This is a genomic window from Burkholderia latens, assembly GCF_902499045.1.
Lineage (GTDB): Bacteria > Pseudomonadota > Gammaproteobacteria > Burkholderiales > Burkholderiaceae > Burkholderia > Burkholderia latens.
The window spans coordinates 12,844-32,048 of sequence record NZ_CABVPL010000039.1 but is presented as its reverse complement, the minus strand read 5'-3'; the positions used below and the strand labels follow the sequence as shown (position 1 = coordinate 32,048).

Genomic DNA, 19,205 nt, shown 5'->3' with positions numbered 1-19,205 from the left:
GGCAAGCATGAGCGAAGCACCCCACGAATCTCCCGTCAAAACTCCCGGGCAACTGATTGCCGTTGTCATTGCATCATTCGCGATTCCGATTGCGCTGATCGTCCTGTTTGCCACCTATGCCAATCATGCGTTCCGTTCGGGCGCAGGCACCGACGCGCTATCCGACCAACAGGTCGCCGCGCGAATCGCACCGATCGCGCAGGTCGAAGTGAAAGACGCCAACGCGCCCCGCACGTACAAGACCGGCGAGGAAGTCTACAAGGCCGTGTGCGTGACCTGTCACGGCACGGGCGCGGCCGGCGCGCCGAAGTTCGGCAACAAGGACGACTGGGCGCCGCGCATCTCGCAAGGCTTCGACACGCTGCTGAAGACGGCGCTGTCCGGCAAGGGCGCGATGCCGCCGCGCGGCGGCACGAGCCCCGACGACGTCAGCGACTATGAAATCGCGCGCGCGATCGTCTACATGGCGAACAACGACGGCGCGAACTTCCCCGAACCGGCCGCGCCGGCCGCCAACGCGGCGCAGGCCGCGAGCGGCGCGGCGGGTGCGGCAGGCGCATCGGGCGCCGACGCGTCGAACGCGCAGGCCGCCGCCGCAATGGCCGCGATCGCCGCGATTCCGAAGACCGGCGAAAAGCCCGCGGCCGCGCCGACGAGCGCCGACGCCGCGTCGGCCGGCAAGGCGCTGTACACGCAGGTGTGCCAGGCGTGTCACGCGGCCGGCGTGCTCGGCGCGCCGAAGTTCGGCAGCAAGGAGGACTGGGCGCCGCGCCTGAAGGAATCGATGGATACCGTCTACAACTACGCGCTGCACGGCAAGGGCGCGATGCCGCCGAAGGGCGGGTCGAACGCGTCCGACGCCGACGTGAAGGCGGCCGTCGACTACATGGTCAACGCGGCGAAGTAACCGTCACGCCGGCCGGAAAAAACCCCCGCGATGCGTACGCATCGCGGGGGTTTTGTTTTGCCCAGGCCCAAGCTCAAACCCCAGCCGCAGCCGAAACGAAGCGAAGGCCAAGGCCCCCGCCCAACTCACTTCTGCAGCAACGCCTTCAGGCTCGCGAGCCGGTCCTTCGGCGACATCGGCGCTTCTTCCGGCGTCGGCGGCGGCGCGTCGTCGAGGCCCATCTCGGGGATGAAGCGCGACGGCTCGCACACGACCGTCTCGCGTGCCCGCTTGCGCTTCTTGCACCAGTTCAGATGCAGACTGCGCTGCGCGCGCGTGATCGCGACGTACATCAGCCGGCGCTCCTCCTCGATCCGCTCGTTGTCGATCGGGCCGTCGTCGTCGCTGCCGCCGCGGTGCGGCATGATGCCCTCCTCGACGCCGACCAGGAACACGTGCGGGTACTCGAGCCCCTTCGACGCGTGGACGGTCGACAGCCGAACGGCGTCCGGATCCTCGTCCTTGCCTTCGAGCATCGACATCAGCGCGACGGTCTGGATCAGGCCGAGCAGGTTCTTGCCGGTGTCCGCGAGCCCGTCCGCGTTGTGGAAGCCTTCAGCCTCGCCGTCGACGGCCTCCGTCTCCGGCTTCGTGCCCTTGCGCTTCAGCCACTCGAGGAATTCGAGCACGTTCTGCCACTTCGACTGCGCCTGCCGTTCGTCGAACGCGTCGTACAGGTACGCCTCGTAGTGGATCGCCTCCATCATGTCGTCGAGCACGACGGTGGCGGGTTCCTTGTCCGCGCGGTCGGTCAGGCGCTGGATGAAGTCGCAGAACATCCTGAGCGGCTCGATCTGCCGCGCGGACAGCCGCGCCTCGATCCCGCCCATGTACACGGCCTCGAACAGCGACACCTTCGCCTGGCCCGCGAACGAGCCGAGCGCCTCGAGCGTCGTGTTGCCGATCCCGCGGCGCGGCGTCGTGACGGCGCGGATGAACGCGGGATCGTCGTCGGCGTTCGCGATCAGGCGCAGGTACGCGCACAGGTCCTTGATCTCGGCCTTGTCGAAGAACGACTGGCCGCCCGACAGCACGTACGGAATCCGCTCGCGCCGCAGCACCTGCTCGAAGATCCGCGCCTGGAAGTTGCCGCGATACAGGATCGCGTAGTCGCGGAACTGCGCGCGCCGCTCGAACTTGTGCGCGGACAGCCGGAACACGACCGATTCGGCCTCATGTTCCTCGTCGTTGCACGGCGTGACGGTGATCGAATCGCCCATCCCGTGCTCGGACCACAGCTTCTTCTCGAACAGTTTCGGGTTGTTCGCGATCACGTTGTTCGCCGCGGTCAGGATCCGCACCGTCGACCGGTAGTTCTGCTCGAGCTTGATTACGTGCAGCTTCGGAAAATCCTTGCCGAGCTGCGCGAGGTTCTCGAGCGTCGCGCCACGCCAGCCGTAAATCGCCTGGTCGTCGTCGCCGACGGCCGTGAACGCCGCGCGCGGGCCGGCGAGCAACTTCAGCAGCTCGTACTGGCACGCGTTGGTGTCCTGGTATTCGTCGATCAGCAGATAACGCAGCTTGTTCTGCCAGCGGTCGCGCACCTGCTCGTTCTTCGCGAACAGTTCGGCCGGCAGCCGGATCAGGTCGTCGAAGTCGACGGCCTGATACGCGTGCAGCGTCGCGACGTAGTTGCGATAGACGAGCGCCGCCTGGTGCTCGTCCTCGTTGGCCGCGATCGTCATCGCCTCCTCGGGCATGATCAGGCCGTTCTTCCACAGCGAGATGGTGCTCTGGATCTTGCGGATCAGGCCCTTGTCGGTGGTGCCGATCTGCTCCTGGATCATCCCGAAGCAGTCGTCCGCATCCATGATCGAGAACTGCGGCTTCAGGCCGACGTGCTCGGCCTCCTGACGCAGGATCTGCACGCCGAGCGAATGGAACGTGCACACGGTGAGCTGGTTGACGGGCACCTTGCGGCCTTCCTTGCCAGGCGTGGTGAGCGTCTTGCCTTCCAGCAGCTTCGACACGCGCTCGCGCATTTCGGCGGCGGCCTTGTTCGTGAACGTGACGGCCGCGATGTGGCGCGGCTCGAAGCCTTTCGCTTCGATCAGGTGCGCGATCTTCTGCGTGATCACGCGGGTCTTGCCGCTGCCCGCGCCGGCGAGCACGAGGCAGGGACCGTCGAGGTAGCGCACCGCTTCGTTCTGAGCGGGGTTGAGGCCTGCGGACATGATGACGGATGATGTTGCGGTTGACGGCGAAACGCCGGGAGGATGCCGCGCGCGGCACGCCTGGGACGCAGGCGGACACGCGGGGCAGGACGCGCATGTTAACACGTCGGCGCGGCGCTTTTCCGAAGCGTGAGCGAATGGGTCGCGCACGCCGGCGCGCCCGTGTTTCGCCGGTGGCCGATTCGCGTGCGTTCCTTGTCCTGACGGCCAATCCGGCCCCTTCTGCGGTCCGATCGGCCACAATGGCAGCACGCCGGCGCGCCCTCGCGCCGCCCTCCCCACCACGACCGGATCGACTCCATGGGATACCCGCTTGCCACCGCCGCCCTCGGCCCGCTGCTGTTCCTCCAGGGACGCCGCGTGCGCCGCGTTACCCCGCGGCTGCCCGAGGCGGCCGGCCCGCGCGACGGCGTGGCCGGCGACGGCCCGCCGCTGCGCGTGCTGGTGGTCGGCGACTCGGCCGCCGCGGGCGTCGGCGTGGCGTCGCAGCACGACGCGCTGTCCGGGCAATTGGTCCGCAAGTTGGCGCTCACTCATCGGGTCGCGTGGAAACTGCTCGCCCGCACCGGTCTCACCACGCGCGAACTCGTCGACTGGCTCGCGACCGAACCGGCCGCGCCGTTCGACGTGGCCGTGACGTCGCTCGGCGTCAACGATGTCACGGGCGGCGTGCCGCCGGCCCGCTGGCAGGCGCAGCAGGCCGAACTCGTGCAGCTGCTCGCCGCACGTTTCCACGTCGGCCACGTGATCTTGTCGGCGATACCGCCGATGGAGCGCTTTCCGGCGCTGCCGCAGCCGCTCGCGTGGTATCTCGGGCTGCGTGCGAAGCGGCTCAATGCCGCCCTCGCCGGCTGGGCCGCGACCCGGCCGAACTGCACGTTCCTGCGCGTCGCGCTGCCGCTCGAGCGGCATCTGATGGCCGCCGACGGTTTCCATCCGGGGCCGGCCGCCTGCGCCGCGTGGGCGGCACAGATCGCCGATGCGGTGTCGCGGCAGCGGGTCGCTGCATGACACGGCGCCATCGGAGCGTGCCGCCGGTTCGGCCCGCATCGGGTCGGCGCTGGGCGGCGGGACAACCAGCGCGCGCAGCCTCCTCACGAGGTCGGCCGTGTGCGCTGCGCCGGCACCGCGCCAAACGCCGCTTGCACGTGCGCACGCCGCCGCCGGCTGCCGCGCATCTTGCCGAACGCTCCGGTATGTGCGGCGGCGTCATGCCAAAATAGCCGGTCGTTCCCGCGCCTTCCCGGCGCGCCGTCCTTTCGTTTCGTACGCAGCCAAGGATTGCCATGTCGTCATTGCTCAGGATTGGTTTGATGGGTTTCGGTTTCGCCGGCGCGACGTTCCACGCGCCCGTGATCGCCACGAGCGGCCGCACCGAGGTCGCCGCGATCGCAACGGGTCAGTCCGACCGCGCGCGCGCCGCGTATCCGGGCGCGCGCATCGTCCCCGATCTCGATGCGCTGCTCGCCCTCGACGACATCGATTGCGTGGTGATCGCCACGCCGAACGACACGCACTTCACGCTCGCGCGGCAGGTGCTGGAAGCCGGCCGCCACGTCGTCGTCGACAAGCCCGTCACGCTCACCGCCGACGAGGCGCTCGCGCTCGCGCGGCTCGCGAACACGCGCAGCCGCCTGTTCGCGCCGTTCCACAATCGCCGCTGGGACGGCGACTTCCTGACCGTGCGCCGCATCGTCGAATCGGGCGAACTCGGCCGCGTCACGTGGTTCGCGTCGCACTTCGACCGCTTCCGCCCGACCCCGCGCACGCGCTGGCGCGAGGAGCCGGCACGCGGCGGCGGCCTGCTGCTCGACCTCGGCCCGCATCTGATCGATCAGGCGCTCGTGCTGTTCGGGCTGCCGCAGACGGTCAGCGCGACGGTGAAGACGCGCCGCGACAACGGCACGGCGCCCGATCTCGTGCACCTGCTGCTCGGCTATCCGGACAAGGACGTCGCGCTGCACGCGAGCGCGCTGTCGGCGATCGAGCCCGCGCGCTTCACGCTGCACGGCACGCGCGGCAGCTATCAGAAGTTCGGGCTCGACACGCAGGAAGACCAGCTGAAGGCCGGCCTCACGCCCGACCACGTCGAGTTCGGCGGCGGCAACCCGCCCGGCGTGCTGCGCGTGCTCGACGGCGAGCTGGAGGTCGAACGCCCGGTGCCGACGCTCGACGGCCAGTACGCGGAGTTCTACCGCGCGCTCGCCGCGTCGGTCCACGACGGCGCGCCGTTCCCGGTCACGCCGCAGGACGCGGTCGACGTGATGACGATCATCGAGCTCGCCGCGCAAAGCGAGCACGAAGGCCGCCGCGTACCATGCGTGCGCCGCATCGTCTGACAGTGGCCGGCCGGATCGGGAACGAGCCGGCCGCGGTTGCGGCCACGCATCGGCCGTCGCGGCGGCCGCGTCCGAACATTCCGTTACAAATGGTGCGGGAACGAAAGTCAGCGGTCGTCCGGTCTGACGCGTTTCTCGAAAAGTCGATCCGACACCAAACCGTCAGGAGAATGTGATGCAACGGTTGATTCGCGCAGCAGCATGCTGCGTCCTGGTTTCCTCGCTCGCGGCCTGTGTCGTGCAGCCGCAGCGGCCGGCCCGACAGGCACCCCCGCCCCGGCCGAATCCTCAGGTCGTCGCGAACGACCGCTTGCAGGAGGTCCAGGGGCGGATCGACAACCTGCACCGCCGGATCGATGCGCGCGTCAACGGCGGCTACTACCCGCCGCCGTACGGCGCGCAACTGCATCACCGCCTCGACGTGATCCGCCAGGAAGCGAACGACATGTCCGCGCAGCACAACGGCGGCCTGTCCGGCGACGAGCAGCGCGTGCTGAACCAGGAACTCGACACGGCCGCGCGCGCGATCGGCGAGTAATCCGTGCGCCGGCCCGTGCCGGCCGCTTGTCGCGAAGCGACATTCTTTTGCTCAAATTGACAATGCCGACCCGCTCGCGTACAGTCGCCCGCACGCGTCGGGAGAGCGTGTGACCGCGTCGCTTTTGCAACGCCGGTCGCGCCGCCGAAGGGGCACACCCGCAAACTCTCAGGCAAAAGGACCGACCGCGTCGGGGATTCCCGTCCGCGCATTGCGCGGGCCGCACTCCCTGCACTCTGGAGAGCGGCAGTAGCCCGCTGCGCACAAGCAGCGCGGGCAGGCTGCCCACCGAAGGGGCGCGCGTTCGCCGGCTTGCAGCCGCAGCGCAATCTCTCAGGTATCGAGGACAGAGGGGCATGTACCGGATCGCTTCGCAGGCCCCCAGGCCGCGACGGTCCGCACATGGCCGTTCTGACCCGCGCGCAAGCGCCTTGCCTGAGGCCTCGATGACTGCACTGAAACAAACCCCGCTCAACGCCGCGCACCGCGCGCTCAATGCCCGCATGGTCGACTTCGGCGGCTGGGACATGCCCGTCAACTACGGCTCGCAGATCGAAGAACACGAGGCCGTGCGCACCGACGCCGGCATGTTCGACGTGTCGCACATGTGCGTCGTCGATTTCACCGGCAGCCGCGTGCGCGCGTTCTTCGAACACGCGATCGCGAACAACGTCGGCAAACTCAAGACGCCCGGCAAGGCGCTCTACTCGTGCCTGCTCAATCCGGAAGGCGGCGTCATCGACGACCTGATCGTCTACTACTTCACCGAAGACTTCTTCCGCGTCGTCGTCAACGCCGGCACGGCCGAGAAGGACATCGCGTGGTTCAACCGGCTCAACGAACAAGGCGGCTACGGCCTGACCATCGCGCCGCGCCGCGATTTGGCGATCGTCGCCGTTCAGGGCCCGAACGCCCGTGAAAAGGTCTGGACGACGGTGCCCGCCGCGCGCGCCGCCACCAGCGAGCTGAAGCCGTTCAACGCCGCGCAGGTCGCCGGCACGCCGTTCGGCGATCTCACCATTGCGCGCACCGGCTATACCGGCGAGGACGGCTTTGAAGTGATCGTCCCGGCCGTGCACGTCGAAGCACTGTGGAATGCGCTGCAGCAAAACGGCGTGCGCCCGTGCGGGCTCGGCGCGCGCGACACGCTGCGCCTCGAGGCCGGCATGAACCTGTATGGCCAGGACATGGACGAAACCGCGTCGCCGCTCGACGCGGGCCTCGCATGGACGGTCGACCTGTCGGCGCCGCGCGAATTCGTCGGCCGGGCCGCGCTCGAGCGCGACGGCTCGCGCGCCGCGTTCGTCGGCCTGATCCTGCAGAAGGAAAACGGCAAGGCGGGCGGCGTGCTGCGCGCGCACCAGAAGGTCGTCACGCCGCACGGCGAAGGCGAGATCACGAGCGGCACGTTCTCGCCGTCGATGCAGGAATCGATCGCGTTCGCGCGCGTGCCGGCAGCCGTCCAGATCGGCGACACCGTTCAGGTGCAGATTCGAGACAAGCAACTTCCCGCGCGCGTGGTAAAACTGCCGTTCGTGCGCAACGGCAAGGTCCTCGCTGCGTAACGACCGGGAAGCGACCGGCAGGCCGCGTCCCGGCAAAGCCGGGAAATGGCGCCCGGCGCAACCACACCCGGCGCGCCCCGGCGGCGCGCCAGCATAACGAACACACACCTTTTATCCAGGAGCATCCGATGAGCAACGTCCCGGCCGATCTGAAGTACACCGACGAACACGAGTGGATCCGCACCGAGGCGGACGGCACGCTGACGGTCGGCATCACCGATCACGCGCAGAGCACGCTCGGCGACATCGTCTTCCTCGAACTGCCGCAAGTCGGCAAGTCGGTGACGGCGGGCGACGCCGTCGGCGTCGTCGAATCGGTGAAGGCCGCATCCGACATCTACTCGCCGGTGTCTGGCGAAGTCGTCGCGATCAACGAAGATGCCGCCAATTCGCCGGAAGAAGTGAACAGCGACGCGTACGGCGTGTGGCTGTTCAAGATCAAGCTCGCGGACGGCGCATCGACCGACAAGCTGATCGACGCCGACGCGTACAGCAAGCTGATCGACTAATTTTCCTACCCGAACTGCGCGCGGCCGGGCAACCGGCCCGCGCGGGACCAGAGTCACGCCATGAAGCTCGAACACCCGGACCGCCTGATGAACCGCACGCCCCTCTCGCTCGCCGCGCTCGAAACGCACGACGCGTTCGCAGAACGCCACATCGGCCCCGATGCCGCCAGCCAGCAGGCCATGCTCGACACGCTCGGCTTCGCGTCGCGCGCCGAGCTGATCGACGCCGTGATCCCGGCCTCGATCCGCCGCACCGAAACGCTGCCGCTCGGCCCGTTCGCGCAACCGAAGAGCGAAGCGGAAGCGCTCGCCGCGCTGCGCGCGCTCGCGGACAAGAACCAGGTGTTCCGCTCGTATATCGGCCAGGGCTATTACGACTCGCACACGCCGGCCGTGATCCTGCGCAACGTGCTCGAAAACCCGGCGTGGTACACGGCTTATACGCCGTACCAGCCCGAAATTTCCCAGGGCCGCCTCGAGGCACTCCTGAACTTCCAGCAGATGGTCGCCGACCTGACGGGCCTCGCGATCTCGAACGCATCGCTGCTCGACGAAGCGACGGCCGCGGCCGAAGCGATGACGCTGCTGCAGCGCACCGGCAAGCCGAAGTCGAACGTGTTCTACGTCGCCGACGACGTGCTGCCGCAAACCCTCGAAGTGATCCGCACGCGCGCGTTGCCGGTCGGCATCGAAATCAAGACGGGTCCGGCGGCCGACGCCGCGCAGGCCGGCGCATTCGGCGTGCTGCTGCAGTATCCGGGCGTGAACGGCGACGTGCGCGACTACCGCGCGCTCACCGACGCGATCCACGCGGCCGGCGGCCATGTCGTCGTCGCGGCCGACCTGCTCGCGCTGACGGTGCTGACGCCGCCCGGCGAATGGGGCGCGGACGTCGCGGTCGGCAACACGCAGCGCTTCGGCGTGCCGATGGGCTTCGGCGGCCCGCACGCCGCTTACATGGCCGTGCGCGACGAATTCAAGCGCCAGATGCCGGGCCGCCTCGTCGGCGTGACCGTCGACGCGCAGGGCAAGCCCGCGCTGCGTCTCGCGCTGCAGACGCGCGAACAGCACATCCGCCGCGAGAAGGCGACGTCGAACGTGTGTACCGCGCAGGCGCTGCTCGCGATCATGGCGAGCATGTACGCGGTCTACCACGGCCCGCACGGCCTGAAGACGATCGCGCTGCGCGTGAACCGCATCGCGGCGCTGCTCGCCGCGGGCGTGAAGCAGCTCGGCTTCGCGACGGTCAACGACACGTTCTTCGACACGCTGACCGTCGATACCGGCGCACGCACCGCGCAGATCCACGAATTCGCGAAGGCCAGGCGCATCAACCTGCGCCGCGTGAGCGACACGCGAGTCGGCGTGTCCGTCGACGAAACGACGACCCGCGACGACCTCGCCGATCTGCTCGACGTGTTCGCGCAGGCCGCGGGCGGCACGGCACCGGCCGTCGATGCGCTGGACGCGGGCCTCGCCGGCGTCGCCGCGCTGCCGGCCGGCCTCGAGCGCACGAGCGCGTACCTCACGCACCACGTGTTCAACCGCCACCATTCCGAAACCGAAATGCTGCGCTACCTGCGCAGCCTGTCCGACAAGGATCTCGCGCTCGACCGCTCGATGATCCCGCTCGGCTCGTGCACGATGAAGCTGAACGCGACGTCGGAAATGCTGCCGGTCACGTGGCCCGAGTTCGGCCGGATCCACCCGTTCGCGCCGGCCGAGCAGACCGTCGGCTACCGCGAGATGATCGACCAGCTCGAGCAGATGCTCGTCGCGGCCACCGGCTACGCGGCCGTGTCGCTGCAGCCGAACGCGGGCTCGCAGGGCGAGTACGCGGGCCTGTTGATCATCCACGCGTACCACGCGTCGCGCGGCGAAGGCCATCGCGACGTGTGCCTGATCCCGGCGTCCGCGCACGGCACGAACCCGGCGTCCGCGCACATGGCCGGCATGAAGGTCGTCGTGGTCGCGTGCGACGCGCAGGGCAACGTCGACATCGCCGACCTGAAGGCGAAGGCCGAGCAGCACTCGAAGAACCTTGCGGCGATCATGATCACGTATCCGTCGACGCACGGCGTGTTCGAGCAGAACGTGCGCGAGATCTGCGAGATCGTCCATGCGCACGGCGGCCAGGTGTACGTCGACGGCGCGAACATGAACGCGATGGTCGGCCTGACCGCGCCGGGCCAGTTCGGCGGCGACGTGTCGCACCTGAACCTGCACAAGACGTTCTGCATCCCGCACGGCGGTGGCGGCCCGGGCGTCGGCCCGGTCGCGGTCGGCGCGCACCTCGCGAAGTTCCTGCCGAACCAGCGTTCGACCGGCTACGCGCGCGGCGAAGAGGGTATCGGCGCGGTATCGGCCGCGCCGTACGGCTCGGCGTCGATCCTGCCGATCTCGTGGATGTACATCGCGATGATGGGCGCGAAGAACCTGACCGCCGCGACCGAAACCGCGATCCTCAACGCGAACTACATCGCGAAGCGCCTCGCGCCGCACTATCCGGTGCTGTATTCGGGCCCGGGCGGGCTGGTCGCGCACGAATGCATTCTCGATCTGCGTCCGATCAAGGAAACGAGCGGCATCAGCGTCGACGACGTCGCAAAGCGCCTGATGGACTACGGCTTCCACGCGCCGACGATGAGCTTCCCGGTGCCGGGCACGCTGATGGTCGAGCCGACCGAATCGGAGTCGCAGGAAGAACTCGACCGTTTCATCGCCGCGATGATCGCGATCCGCGAGGAAATCCGCGCGGTCGAGGAAGGCCGCGCCGATCGCGAGGACAACCCGCTGCGTCACGCGCCGCACACGGCAGCCGTCGTCACCGCGAACGAATGGCCGCACGCGTACTCGCGCGAGCAGGCTGCCTATCCGGTCGCGTCGCTCGGCACGAACAAGTACTGGCCGCCGGTCGGCCGTGCGGACAACGCGTACGGCGACCGCAACCTGTTCTGCTCGTGCGTGCCGGTGTCGGAATACGCGTAACGAACATCTCGCAACCAAGCGTCCGCGCGCGAACACACCGCACACAGCCGCCGGTTGCGTGCGGTGTTTGCGTTCGCAGCGCGGCCAGTCGGCTCACGCTTGCCCGCCAATCCGGCTAACATCAACGCGATCCAGCCAATCAAGGAGTTCCGCATGGTGCGTCCGATGTTTCCGGGCCATGGTGCAACGCGGGCGCGGCCGCGCACGCGCCGCTTGCCGCTGTTCGTCGCGCTGACGCTTGCCGCCGGTCTCGGCGCGGCCGGCAGCGCGCGCGCGGCAATGAATTTCTGCGCGGCGCCCGCGTTGCAGGCGAGCGAGACGACGCAGGCCGAACCGGGCGTGCAGGCACTGATCCACAGCGTCGACGCGCGCATCGGCGAGCAGCCGAAGGCGATGCCGCGCGTGCACACCGAGGGCACGCTGCCGCACGAAGGCATCTACGACCAGAGCGCCGAAGCGCTGAAGGACATGGACCTGATGCGCGACGCCGCGCTCGCGTGGCGCGTGACCAATGCGCCGCGCTATCTGCAGCTCGTCGACCGCTTCCTGTCCGCGTGGGTGTCGACCTACCAGCCGAGCTTCAACCCGATCGACGAGACGCGCTTCGACAGCCTGATCATCGCGTACGACATGACGGCGAGCGCGCTGCCGGTCAAGACCCGCAACGCGACGGCCGCATTCATCGCGAAGCTCGGCGCCGGCTACGTCGCGCAGATCGACGCGCAGAAGCGGCCGCTCACCGGCACGTGGCGCAACAACTGGCAGAGCCATCGGATCAAGCTGATCGCGCTGTCCGCGTTCACGCTCGGCGACCGCAAGATGATGAACGCCGCGCAGCGGCTGTTCGTCGAGCATCTCGCCGACAACATCGGCCCCGATGGCAAGACCTGGGATTTCGACGAACGCGATGCGCTGCATTACGCGGTGTACGACCTGCAGCCGCTGGTGACGGCCGCGCTCGCCGCGCGCCGCTTCAACCGCAACTGGCTGCGCGAGCGCGGCGCGAACGGCGCGACGCTCGCGGCCGCGCTCGACTGGCTCGTGCCGTACGCGCTCGGCGAGAAGACGCATGAAGAATTCGTGCATTCGCCGGTGCCGTTCGACGCAAAGCGCCGCGAAGCCGGCTTGCCGGGCTACACGGGGCAGTGGGACCCGAAAAACGCCACCGAACTCTTTCACCTGGCCGCGCGGCTCGACGGGCGCTATGCCCGCGTCGCGCGCCAGCTATCCGTCATGCCGCCCGCATGGCTGGCCGCGTGCCTGCCGTTGCAGGCGCGCTAGCACCACTCTTCAAGCAAGGCAGGAATCGAAATGGCAGTCAGCGTGTTTGACCTTTTCAAGATTGGCATCGGCCCGTCCAGTTCGCACACGGTCGGACCGATGCGCGCGGCGCTGATGTTCGTCCAGGGCCTCGAGCGCGACGGGCTGCTCGACGCGACGGCCAACGTGAAGGTCGAACTGTACGGCTCGCTCGGCGCGACCGGCAAAGGCCACGGCACCGATCGCGGCGTGATGCTCGGCCTGCTCGGCGACGCGCCCGACACCGTCGATCCCGACACGATCGACGCGCGGCTCGACGCGGTGCGCACGTCGAAAAAGCTCGCGCTGCTCGGCACGCATCCGGTGCCGTTCGTGCTGAAGGAGAACATCGCGTTCTACCGGCAGGCGCTGCCCGAGCATCCGAACGGAATGAAGCTGCGCGCGTCCGATGCGAACGGCAACGTGCTCGTCGAGCGCACGTACCTGTCGGTCGGCGGCGGCTTCGTCGTGACGGCCGGCGCGCCGAACACGAAGGTGCTGAGCGCGGCCGAGCAGATGACGCATCCGTTCCGCACCGGCGCCGAGCTGCTCGCGCTGACCGAGTCGACCGGCAAGTCGATTGCGCAGCTGATGTGGGAAAACGAGCGCGCGTGGCACACCGAGGAAGAGACGCGCGACGGGCTGCTGAAGATCTGGGCGGTGATGCAGTCGTGCGTGTCGCGCGGGTGCGGGATCGGCAACCCGGACGCCGACGGCAACCTGCCCGGCCCGTTCCAGGTCAAGCGCCGCGCGCCGCAGCTGTATCGCGCGCTCACCGGCAGCCCCGAGCGTGCGCTGCAGGATCCGCTGTCGATGGTCGACTGGATCAACCTGTATGCGATCGCGGTCAACGAGGAAAACGCAGCCGGCGGCCGCGTCGTCACCGCGCCGACCAACGGCGCGGCCGGCATCATCCCGGCCGTGCTGCACTACTACACGCGCTTCACGCCGGGCGCGAACGAACAGGGCGTGATCGACTTCCTGCTGACGGCCGCCGCGATCGGCATCCTGTACAAGCTCAACGCGTCGATTTCGGGCGCGGAAGTCGGCTGCCAGGGCGAAGTTGGCGTCGCGTGCTCGATGGCGGCCGGCGCGCTCGCGGCCGTGCTCGGCGGCACGCCGCGCCAGGTGGAGAACGCGGCCGAGATCGGGATGGAACACAACCTCGGCCTCACGTGTGACCCGGTCGGCGGGATGGTGCAGATCCCGTGCATCGAGCGCAACGCGATGGCGTCGGTGAAGGCCGTCAACGCCGCGCGCATGGCGCTGCGCGGCGACGGCTCGCACTACGTGTCGCTCGACTCGGTGATCAAGACGATGCGCGAGACGGGCGCCGACATGAAGACGAAGTACAAGGAAACGTCGCGCGGCGGGCTCGCGGTGAACATCGTCGAGTGCTGATGCTGTAGCGGGCGGTAGCGTGGGGCTGACAGATGGCAGCGCGGCGCGACGCGAAGTCGGCGCTGACTTCGGCATCGGGAATCGACGTACGCGGATCGTCCAATGCCTGCTTCACCTGCTCGCGAAACCAGCGGTCGTGTGCCGCTGCCTCGTGGGCCGCCTTCAACGCCGCCGCGCGATCGGACCGGCTCGCCCGACCGGCCGCATCCGGATCGAACGTCGACGCATCCACATCGAACCGGCTGATGCCGATGTCGCGCAAAAAGCCGACCAGCGTTTCAAAACGGCGAAACACGCGCACGTCGCCGCGCTTGGCCGAAAGGAATCGATCGTGCGCGCCGCAACGGGCCGACAGCGCCCAACCGTTGCAAGCGCGCAATTCGGCCGTTCGGCCAGCCCAAACCATGACGAGCCCCGAACGACCGACCGTTCCGGCACTTTTCACCTGCCAACATACCGGCGCCCCGCCAACGGGCGTAAGCTGTACGTCCCGCTACCCAGGGAGACGGCAGCCCATGTCGCATTCCAAGGATCTCGAGCCGCGCGCCACCACCGGCGCGCGGCTGCTCGTCGATGCGTTGCTCGCCAATCACGTCGAACGCGTATTCTGCGTGCCGGGCGAGAGCTTTCTCGCCGTACTCGATGCGCTCGCGGACGACACCGCGCGCATCCGGACGGTCGTCTGCCGCCACGAAGCGGCGGCCGCGAACATGGCCGAGGCGGTCGGCAAGCTGACCGGCCGCCCCGGCATCGCGTTCGTCACGCGCGGCCCCGGCGCGACGCACGCATCGATCGGCGTGCACACCGCATTCCAGGATTCGACGCCGATGATCCTGTTCGTCGGCCAATGCGCGCGCGAACACCTCGACCGCGAAGCCTTCCAGGAGATCGACTACCGGCGGATGTTCGGCCAGATGGCCAAATGGGTCGCGCAGATCGACGATCCGCGCCGCATTCCCGAATATCTGAGCCATGCGTTCCACGTCGCGACGTCCGGCCGCGCGGGCCCGGTCGTGCTCGCGCTGCCCGAGGACGTGCTGTCCGAAGCGTGCACGCCGCAGCCGGTCGTGCCGGCTGCGAAACGCATCGCGGCGTCGCCGTCGGCCGCGCAGCTCGACGAGCTGCGTGAGCGGCTCGCCCGCGCGGAGCGGCCGTTCGCGATCGTCGGCGGCAGCGGCTGGACGCCGGACGCGTGCGCGAACCTGCGGACCTTCGTCGAGCGCTGGCAACTGCCGGTCGCCTGCGCGTTCCGCTTCCAGGACACGTTCGACAACGCACATCCGAACTACGCGGGCGACGTCGGCCTCGGGATCAATCCGGCGCTCGGCAAGCGGATCCGCGATGCGGACCTGCTGCTGGTGCTCGGCCCGCGTCTCGGCGAAGCGACGACGAGCGGCTATACGCTGCTCGACATCCCGAAGACACGCCAGACGCTGATTCACGTGCATCAAGGCGCGGACGAACTCGGCCGCGTGTATGCGGCCGACCTGCCGATCGTGTCGGGGATGCCGGAGATCGCGGCGCCGCTCGCCGCGCTCGAGCCGCCGGCGCAACCCGCGTGGGCCGGCTCGGCCGCCGACGCGCACCGCGCGTACCGCGAATGGCACGCGCCGCTGCCGATGCCCGGCGACGTCCAGCTTGGCGACGTGATGGTGCAACTGCGCGAGCGCTTGCCGCACGACGCGATCGTCACCAACGGCGCCGGCAACTATGCGATCTGGCTGCACCGTCACTTCGCGTACCGGCATTTCCGGTCGCAGCTCGCGCCGACCAGCGGCGCAATGGGCTACGGGCTGCCCGCGGCGCTCGCCGCGAAGTCGCTGTATCCGTCGCGCGCGGTCGTCGCGCTCGCCGGCGACGGCTGCTTCATGATGGCCGGCAATGAACTCGCGACCGCGATGCAGTACGGGCTGAACATCGTCGCCATCGTCGTCAACAACGGTCATTTCGGCACGATCCGCATGCATCAGGAGCGCAACTATCCGGGCCGCGTGCACGGCACGGCGCTCACGAACCCCGATTTCGCCGCGTATGCGCGCGCGTTCGGCGCGCATGGCGAGACGGTCGAGCGCACCGCCGATTTCGCGCCGGCACTGGAGCGCGCGCTGAGTTGCGGGCTGCCGGCGGTGATCGAGATCCGGATCCCGCAGGAGGCCAGCACGCCGGCCGCGACGCTCGAACAGATCCGCGAACAGGGCCGCCGCGCCCGCCACGCATGACCGTGACGCTGCCCGACGCGCCGGCCGGCCTCGTGCTGTCGCACGACGACGCGCTCGTCCACCCCGGCACACTGCTCGCCCCCGATCGCACGCTCGTCGCGCCGTACGACATCGAGCACGGCAGCGTGCGCGCGGAAGGTCACGTGCCGGCCGCGCCGGCGCTCGGCTTGCTGCATGCCGCATCCCGGCCGTTCCGGCTCGATTACGACCGCGCGGCGGACGTGCACGTGATCAACGGCATGGGCGTCGCGCTCGGCGACTCGGTGATCGGGCTGACCGCGCTCGCCGCCCTGCGCGAGATGCATCCAGGGCTGCGCTTCACGCTGTACCGGCCGGCCCGCGCGCCGCGTTACGTCGAAGCGCTGTACGCGCTCGCAGCCGACGTCGTCGCGCCGTCGCGTGCGCTGCCGTACGCGGCCAATGCGCTGCCCGGCCGCGCGCAGTGCATCGACGTCGGCAATCACCTGTATTGGCCCGCGTTCGCGCGGCAGCCGATGATCGATTTCTTCCTCGACGCGCTCGGCGCGGATCCCGCCGCGGTGCCGGCGGCCGCGAAGCGCAATCGCTGGCTCGCGCGGCTGCCGCTGCCCGCGCTGCCGGCCGAATGGCGGCGGCCGTACGTGCTGTTCTGTCCGAACGCGAGCACCACGGTGCGCAGCGTGCCGCGGGCGCTGCATGCCGCGTGCGTCGAGCGGCTCGCGCAGCATTACGGGCTGCCGGTGGTCGGCTTCGGCGCCATCGCGCACGCCGCCTATGTCGACGTGAGCCGCGACGCGACGGACACCGCGCGCTTCATGGCATGGGTCAAGGGTGCGAGCGTGCTGTTCGCGCCCGACACGGCGGCGCTGCATGTCGCCGACGGCTTCGACGTGCCGACGCTCGGCTGTTTCACGACGATCGACCCGGCGCTGCGCGTGCGCGACTATCCGCACTGCGTGCCGGTCCCGCTCGACGTGCCGGCCGGTTTGCATGGGCTGCATCGCAGCGAACGGGCGGATGATCTTGCGGCGGTCGAAGCCGCGTACCGGGCCGTCGATTGGGATGCACTGCCGTGGCCGGCGCCGCGCGACGGTGCAGCGACACCGGAATAGAACAGGGGCGACTCGCCCGAAAGGCACAGGGCGCAGCCGCATCCACGCGCCGCCGCCAGGCTCAGCCGGCGGCGGCCATCGGCGCCCGATCGCGCAGCGTCTCCGACGGCCGCTTGCCGAACAGCCGCCGGTAATCGGTCGCGAACTGGCTCAGATGCCAGAACCCCCAGGCCTCCGCGACGTCCTGCACCGAACCGGCCGCGCGCCCGCACAGGTCGCGCCGCGCGCCATTGAGGCGCAGCGTGCGCAGATAGGTCGCCGGCGCCATGCCCAGCACATCCTGGAAGCAGTACTGCAGCGTGCGGCGGCTCACGTGCAGCTGCTCGCACAGCTCGGGCACGCCGACCGGCCGCGTGCGGTGCGCGAGTACGTACTCGCGTGCCTGCTCGACGATCCAGCGCCGCGTCGACGGCGCGCCGCCCGCGCCGTCGTCCGCCGGTTCCGCGCACGCGTCGAACAACGCGGCCAGCACCTCGGCCTGCAGGTCGTCGCGCTGCGCGTCGGGCAGCGGCCCGCCCGCCGCCGCCGCGCCGTCGAGCCGGTGGCCGAGCAGCGTGCACAGGCGCGCGAGCCGTGTATCGCCGATCTGGATCACGCGCTGCGTGAACAGCCGCTCGTCGAGCGCGCGGTGTTCGACTTCCTCGGCATAGCGGCGCAGCACGTCGCCGCGCACGACCACGCCGTAGATCGAGAACTGCGCGGGCGTCAGCAATTCGAATTCGACGTTGCCGGGCCGGAACGCGAGCGCGCCGGGGCCGATGCGGCACGCATCGACGCGCGCGCTGCCGTCGCTGGTGAGCGGAATCCCGAACCAGTACGCGTCGCCGCGCACTTCGCACGCCTGCCGCAGCAGGTGGCTGGTCGATTCCCGAAACAGCTTCATCGTGTCGAGCGGCAGTTCGGTCAGCGTGCCGACGAAGCGGCCGGCCGCGAGCTGGTCGTAGGTCTGCCGCCAGCCGATCAGGTTGCGCGCCTGCTCGTCGGCGTCGTGCGCGACGCTGACCACCGCCTGGCCGGCCGGCGCGGCGTCGCCCTGCGCGCTGCGCCGCGTGTCCTCGGCCGTCGGCTCGTCCATGCACTGCACTCGTTGCTCCATCGTGTCCTCCTCACCTGCCCGGGCCGCATCCGTCACGCAAGTCCCGTGCCGAATCGCGCAATCCGGCGACAAGCCCGTCATTCCACGCGCTACGGCCCGCGCGCGCCATGGGGGCGCACCCGGAGGCGGCGTGCCGCGCACCGCGCGAGTGCGGATTGCGCGCCGCCAGCGACCATCGGCTACCCGCCCGGCCGCAGCCGCACGACGCGCGTGCCGCAGTTGCCGTACGCCTGCGCGACCGCCAGCTCGACGATCGGACTGCCGGCCGGCCACGGCGCAGCGTCCGCTTCCGGCAGGTCGGTGCGCAGCGTCGCGCGGCCGTTGATCCGGTAGCGGATGCCGCGCATGAAATCGACGAACAGCAGCCCGACGCCGCTGCCGTCGCACGCGTGCGGATCGATCCGGTTGCCGTCGCCATCGCCATGGTCCCGCAGCGCGAAGCGCAGCGTCTTCGTGTCGATCACGCGCACGACGGGCCACAGATCGCCGTTCGCATCGCGCATGCCCTGCACGATGTCGCAGGTCACGCGCGCCGCGCCGCCGCACGTCGTGCCGACGAACATGAACGGCTGCGACTCGACGAACTGGCGCACGCCGATGCTCAGCCGCGTCGTCACGGCGTCGCTCATCCGCTCGGCTTCGTCGGCGACGCCGAACCGGTGGTGCGCGTCGAGTTCGCCCGCGTGAAACACAGGGTGACGCGGAAAGGATCGGGGCGGTTCTGCCATGCTGGTTTCCGTCGGGCCTGCGGGTACGCGATGCGGTCGCGAACGCGCGAAGGCCGGTATCGGCGCGACGCGGGCCGCGCGCAGGCGGGGCCCATGCTGCGCATTCAATGTCGAAAGAGAAACGCGAAGTGCCGGGGCCGGAGCAGTCAGTACCGGACCGCTGGTGCGGGCGCCGTTCGGCGGCCGAACGGGCCGCGTCCGGCCGTCGAGGTTTCTTCGGCAATCCCGCGCCGGGCACACCGCCGTAAGCGGCCGCCCGGCAGAAACCGTTCGTCGGGAGCCGGCCGCCGGACGCGGTTCGTCGGAAACCAG

At 69.5% G+C, this 19,205-nt stretch carries 15 protein-coding genes and 2 riboswitches; of the genes, 11 read left to right on the top strand and 4 right to left on the bottom strand.

Going from position 1 to position 19,205, the window contains the following annotated elements; genetic code table 11:
• Positions 1-7 precede the first annotated feature (7 nt).
• Positions 8-907 carry a c-type cytochrome gene (locus tag BSE24067_RS22950; RefSeq protein ID WP_174904861.1) on the top strand — a complete coding sequence of 300 codons (900 nt, stop codon included), beginning with the start codon at positions 8-10 and terminating at the stop codon, positions 905-907.
• A gap of 125 nt (positions 908-1,032) precedes the next feature.
• Here the strand turns inward: BSE24067_RS22950 and BSE24067_RS22945 are convergent, their stop codons facing one another.
• A complete protein-coding gene (locus tag BSE24067_RS22945; protein ID WP_151068747.1) occupies positions 1,033-3,120 on the bottom strand; it encodes a UvrD-helicase domain-containing protein in 2,088 nt (695 codons plus the stop codon).
• A gap of 300 nt (positions 3,121-3,420) precedes the next feature.
• On the opposite strand from BSE24067_RS22945, the gene BSE24067_RS22940 reads away from it, so the two are divergent.
• The 8 genes from BSE24067_RS22940 to BSE24067_RS22905 all read left to right on the top strand — a co-directional run bounded on the left by BSE24067_RS22940 (position 3,421) and on the right by BSE24067_RS22905 (position 13,759).
• Positions 3,421-4,131 (top strand): SGNH/GDSL hydrolase family protein, encoded by a 711-nt coding sequence (locus BSE24067_RS22940; RefSeq protein ID WP_174904860.1) that lies wholly within the window; start codon positions 3,421-3,423, stop codon positions 4,129-4,131.
• 275 nt (positions 4,132-4,406) lie between these two features.
• On the top strand, positions 4,407-5,459 hold the full coding sequence (locus tag BSE24067_RS22935; RefSeq protein WP_151066962.1) for an oxidoreductase: 1,053 nt from the start codon (positions 4,407-4,409) through the stop codon (positions 5,457-5,459).
• Between the two features lie 175 nt (positions 5,460-5,634).
• Complete coding sequence (locus BSE24067_RS22930; protein ID WP_040142834.1) at positions 5,635-5,997, top strand: hypothetical protein; 363 nt, start codon at positions 5,635-5,637, stop codon at positions 5,995-5,997.
• Between the two features lie 88 nt (positions 5,998-6,085).
• Positions 6,086-6,191, top strand: a riboswitch (glycine riboswitch).
• Between the two features lie 32 nt (positions 6,192-6,223).
• Positions 6,224-6,357: riboswitch (glycine riboswitch) on the top strand.
• An 86-nt stretch (positions 6,358-6,443) separates the two neighbouring features.
• Positions 6,444-7,562 carry a glycine cleavage system aminomethyltransferase GcvT gene (gcvT, locus tag BSE24067_RS22925; RefSeq protein WP_151066963.1) on the top strand — a complete coding sequence of 373 codons (1,119 nt, stop codon included), beginning with the start codon at positions 6,444-6,446 and terminating at the stop codon, positions 7,560-7,562.
• 128 nt (positions 7,563-7,690) lie between these two features.
• Positions 7,691-8,071 carry a glycine cleavage system protein GcvH gene (gcvH, locus tag BSE24067_RS22920; protein WP_040142830.1) on the top strand — a complete coding sequence of 127 codons (381 nt, stop codon included), beginning with the start codon at positions 7,691-7,693 and terminating at the stop codon, positions 8,069-8,071.
• Positions 8,072-8,131: 60 nt separating this feature from the next.
• Positions 8,132-11,059 carry an aminomethyl-transferring glycine dehydrogenase gene (gcvP, locus tag BSE24067_RS22915; RefSeq protein ID WP_151066964.1) on the top strand — a complete coding sequence of 976 codons (2,928 nt, stop codon included), beginning with the start codon at positions 8,132-8,134 and terminating at the stop codon, positions 11,057-11,059.
• A 153-nt stretch (positions 11,060-11,212) separates the two neighbouring features.
• Entirely contained in the window at positions 11,213-12,340 is a 1,128-nt protein-coding gene (locus BSE24067_RS22910) for an alginate lyase family protein (RefSeq protein ID WP_151066965.1), read from the top strand.
• 30 nt (positions 12,341-12,370) lie between these two features.
• Entirely contained in the window at positions 12,371-13,759 is a 1,389-nt protein-coding gene (locus BSE24067_RS22905) for an L-serine ammonia-lyase (protein ID WP_151066966.1), read from the top strand.
• Here the strand turns inward: BSE24067_RS22905 and BSE24067_RS22900 are convergent.
• Positions 13,668-14,165, bottom strand: coding sequence for an antitoxin PaaA2 family protein (locus BSE24067_RS22900; RefSeq protein ID WP_244130564.1), 498 nt, complete (start codon positions 14,163-14,165; stop codon positions 13,668-13,670). The two genes, BSE24067_RS22905 and BSE24067_RS22900, sit on opposite strands and share 92 nt — an antisense overlap.
• A gap of 109 nt (positions 14,166-14,274) precedes the next feature.
• Between BSE24067_RS22900 and BSE24067_RS22895 the strand changes: the two genes are divergently transcribed.
• Together BSE24067_RS22895 and BSE24067_RS22890 are read left to right on the top strand one after the other, a co-directional pair.
• Entirely contained in the window at positions 14,275-15,978 is a 1,704-nt protein-coding gene (locus BSE24067_RS22895) for a thiamine pyrophosphate-binding protein (protein WP_151066967.1), read from the top strand.
• Positions 15,975-17,069: a glycosyltransferase family protein gene (locus tag BSE24067_RS22890; protein ID WP_151066968.1), complete on the top strand. Its 1,095-nt coding sequence runs from the start codon at positions 15,975-15,977 to the stop codon at positions 17,067-17,069. Before BSE24067_RS22895 ends, BSE24067_RS22890 begins: the two co-directional genes overlap by 4 nt.
• A gap of 61 nt (positions 17,070-17,130) precedes the next feature.
• Here the strand turns inward: BSE24067_RS22890 and BSE24067_RS22885 are convergent, their stop codons facing one another.
• Together BSE24067_RS22885 and BSE24067_RS22880 are read right to left on the bottom strand one after the other, a co-directional pair.
• Positions 17,131-18,165: a helix-turn-helix domain-containing protein gene (locus BSE24067_RS22885; RefSeq protein WP_151066969.1), complete on the bottom strand. Its 1,035-nt coding sequence runs from the start codon at positions 18,163-18,165 to the stop codon at positions 17,131-17,133.
• A 179-nt stretch (positions 18,166-18,344) separates the two neighbouring features.
• The gene (locus BSE24067_RS22880) at positions 18,345-18,893 is read right to left on the bottom strand and encodes a hypothetical protein (protein WP_151066970.1); all 549 of its coding nucleotides are present in this window, start codon (positions 18,891-18,893) and stop codon (positions 18,345-18,347) included.
• Positions 18,894-19,205: the final 312 nt, after the last annotated feature.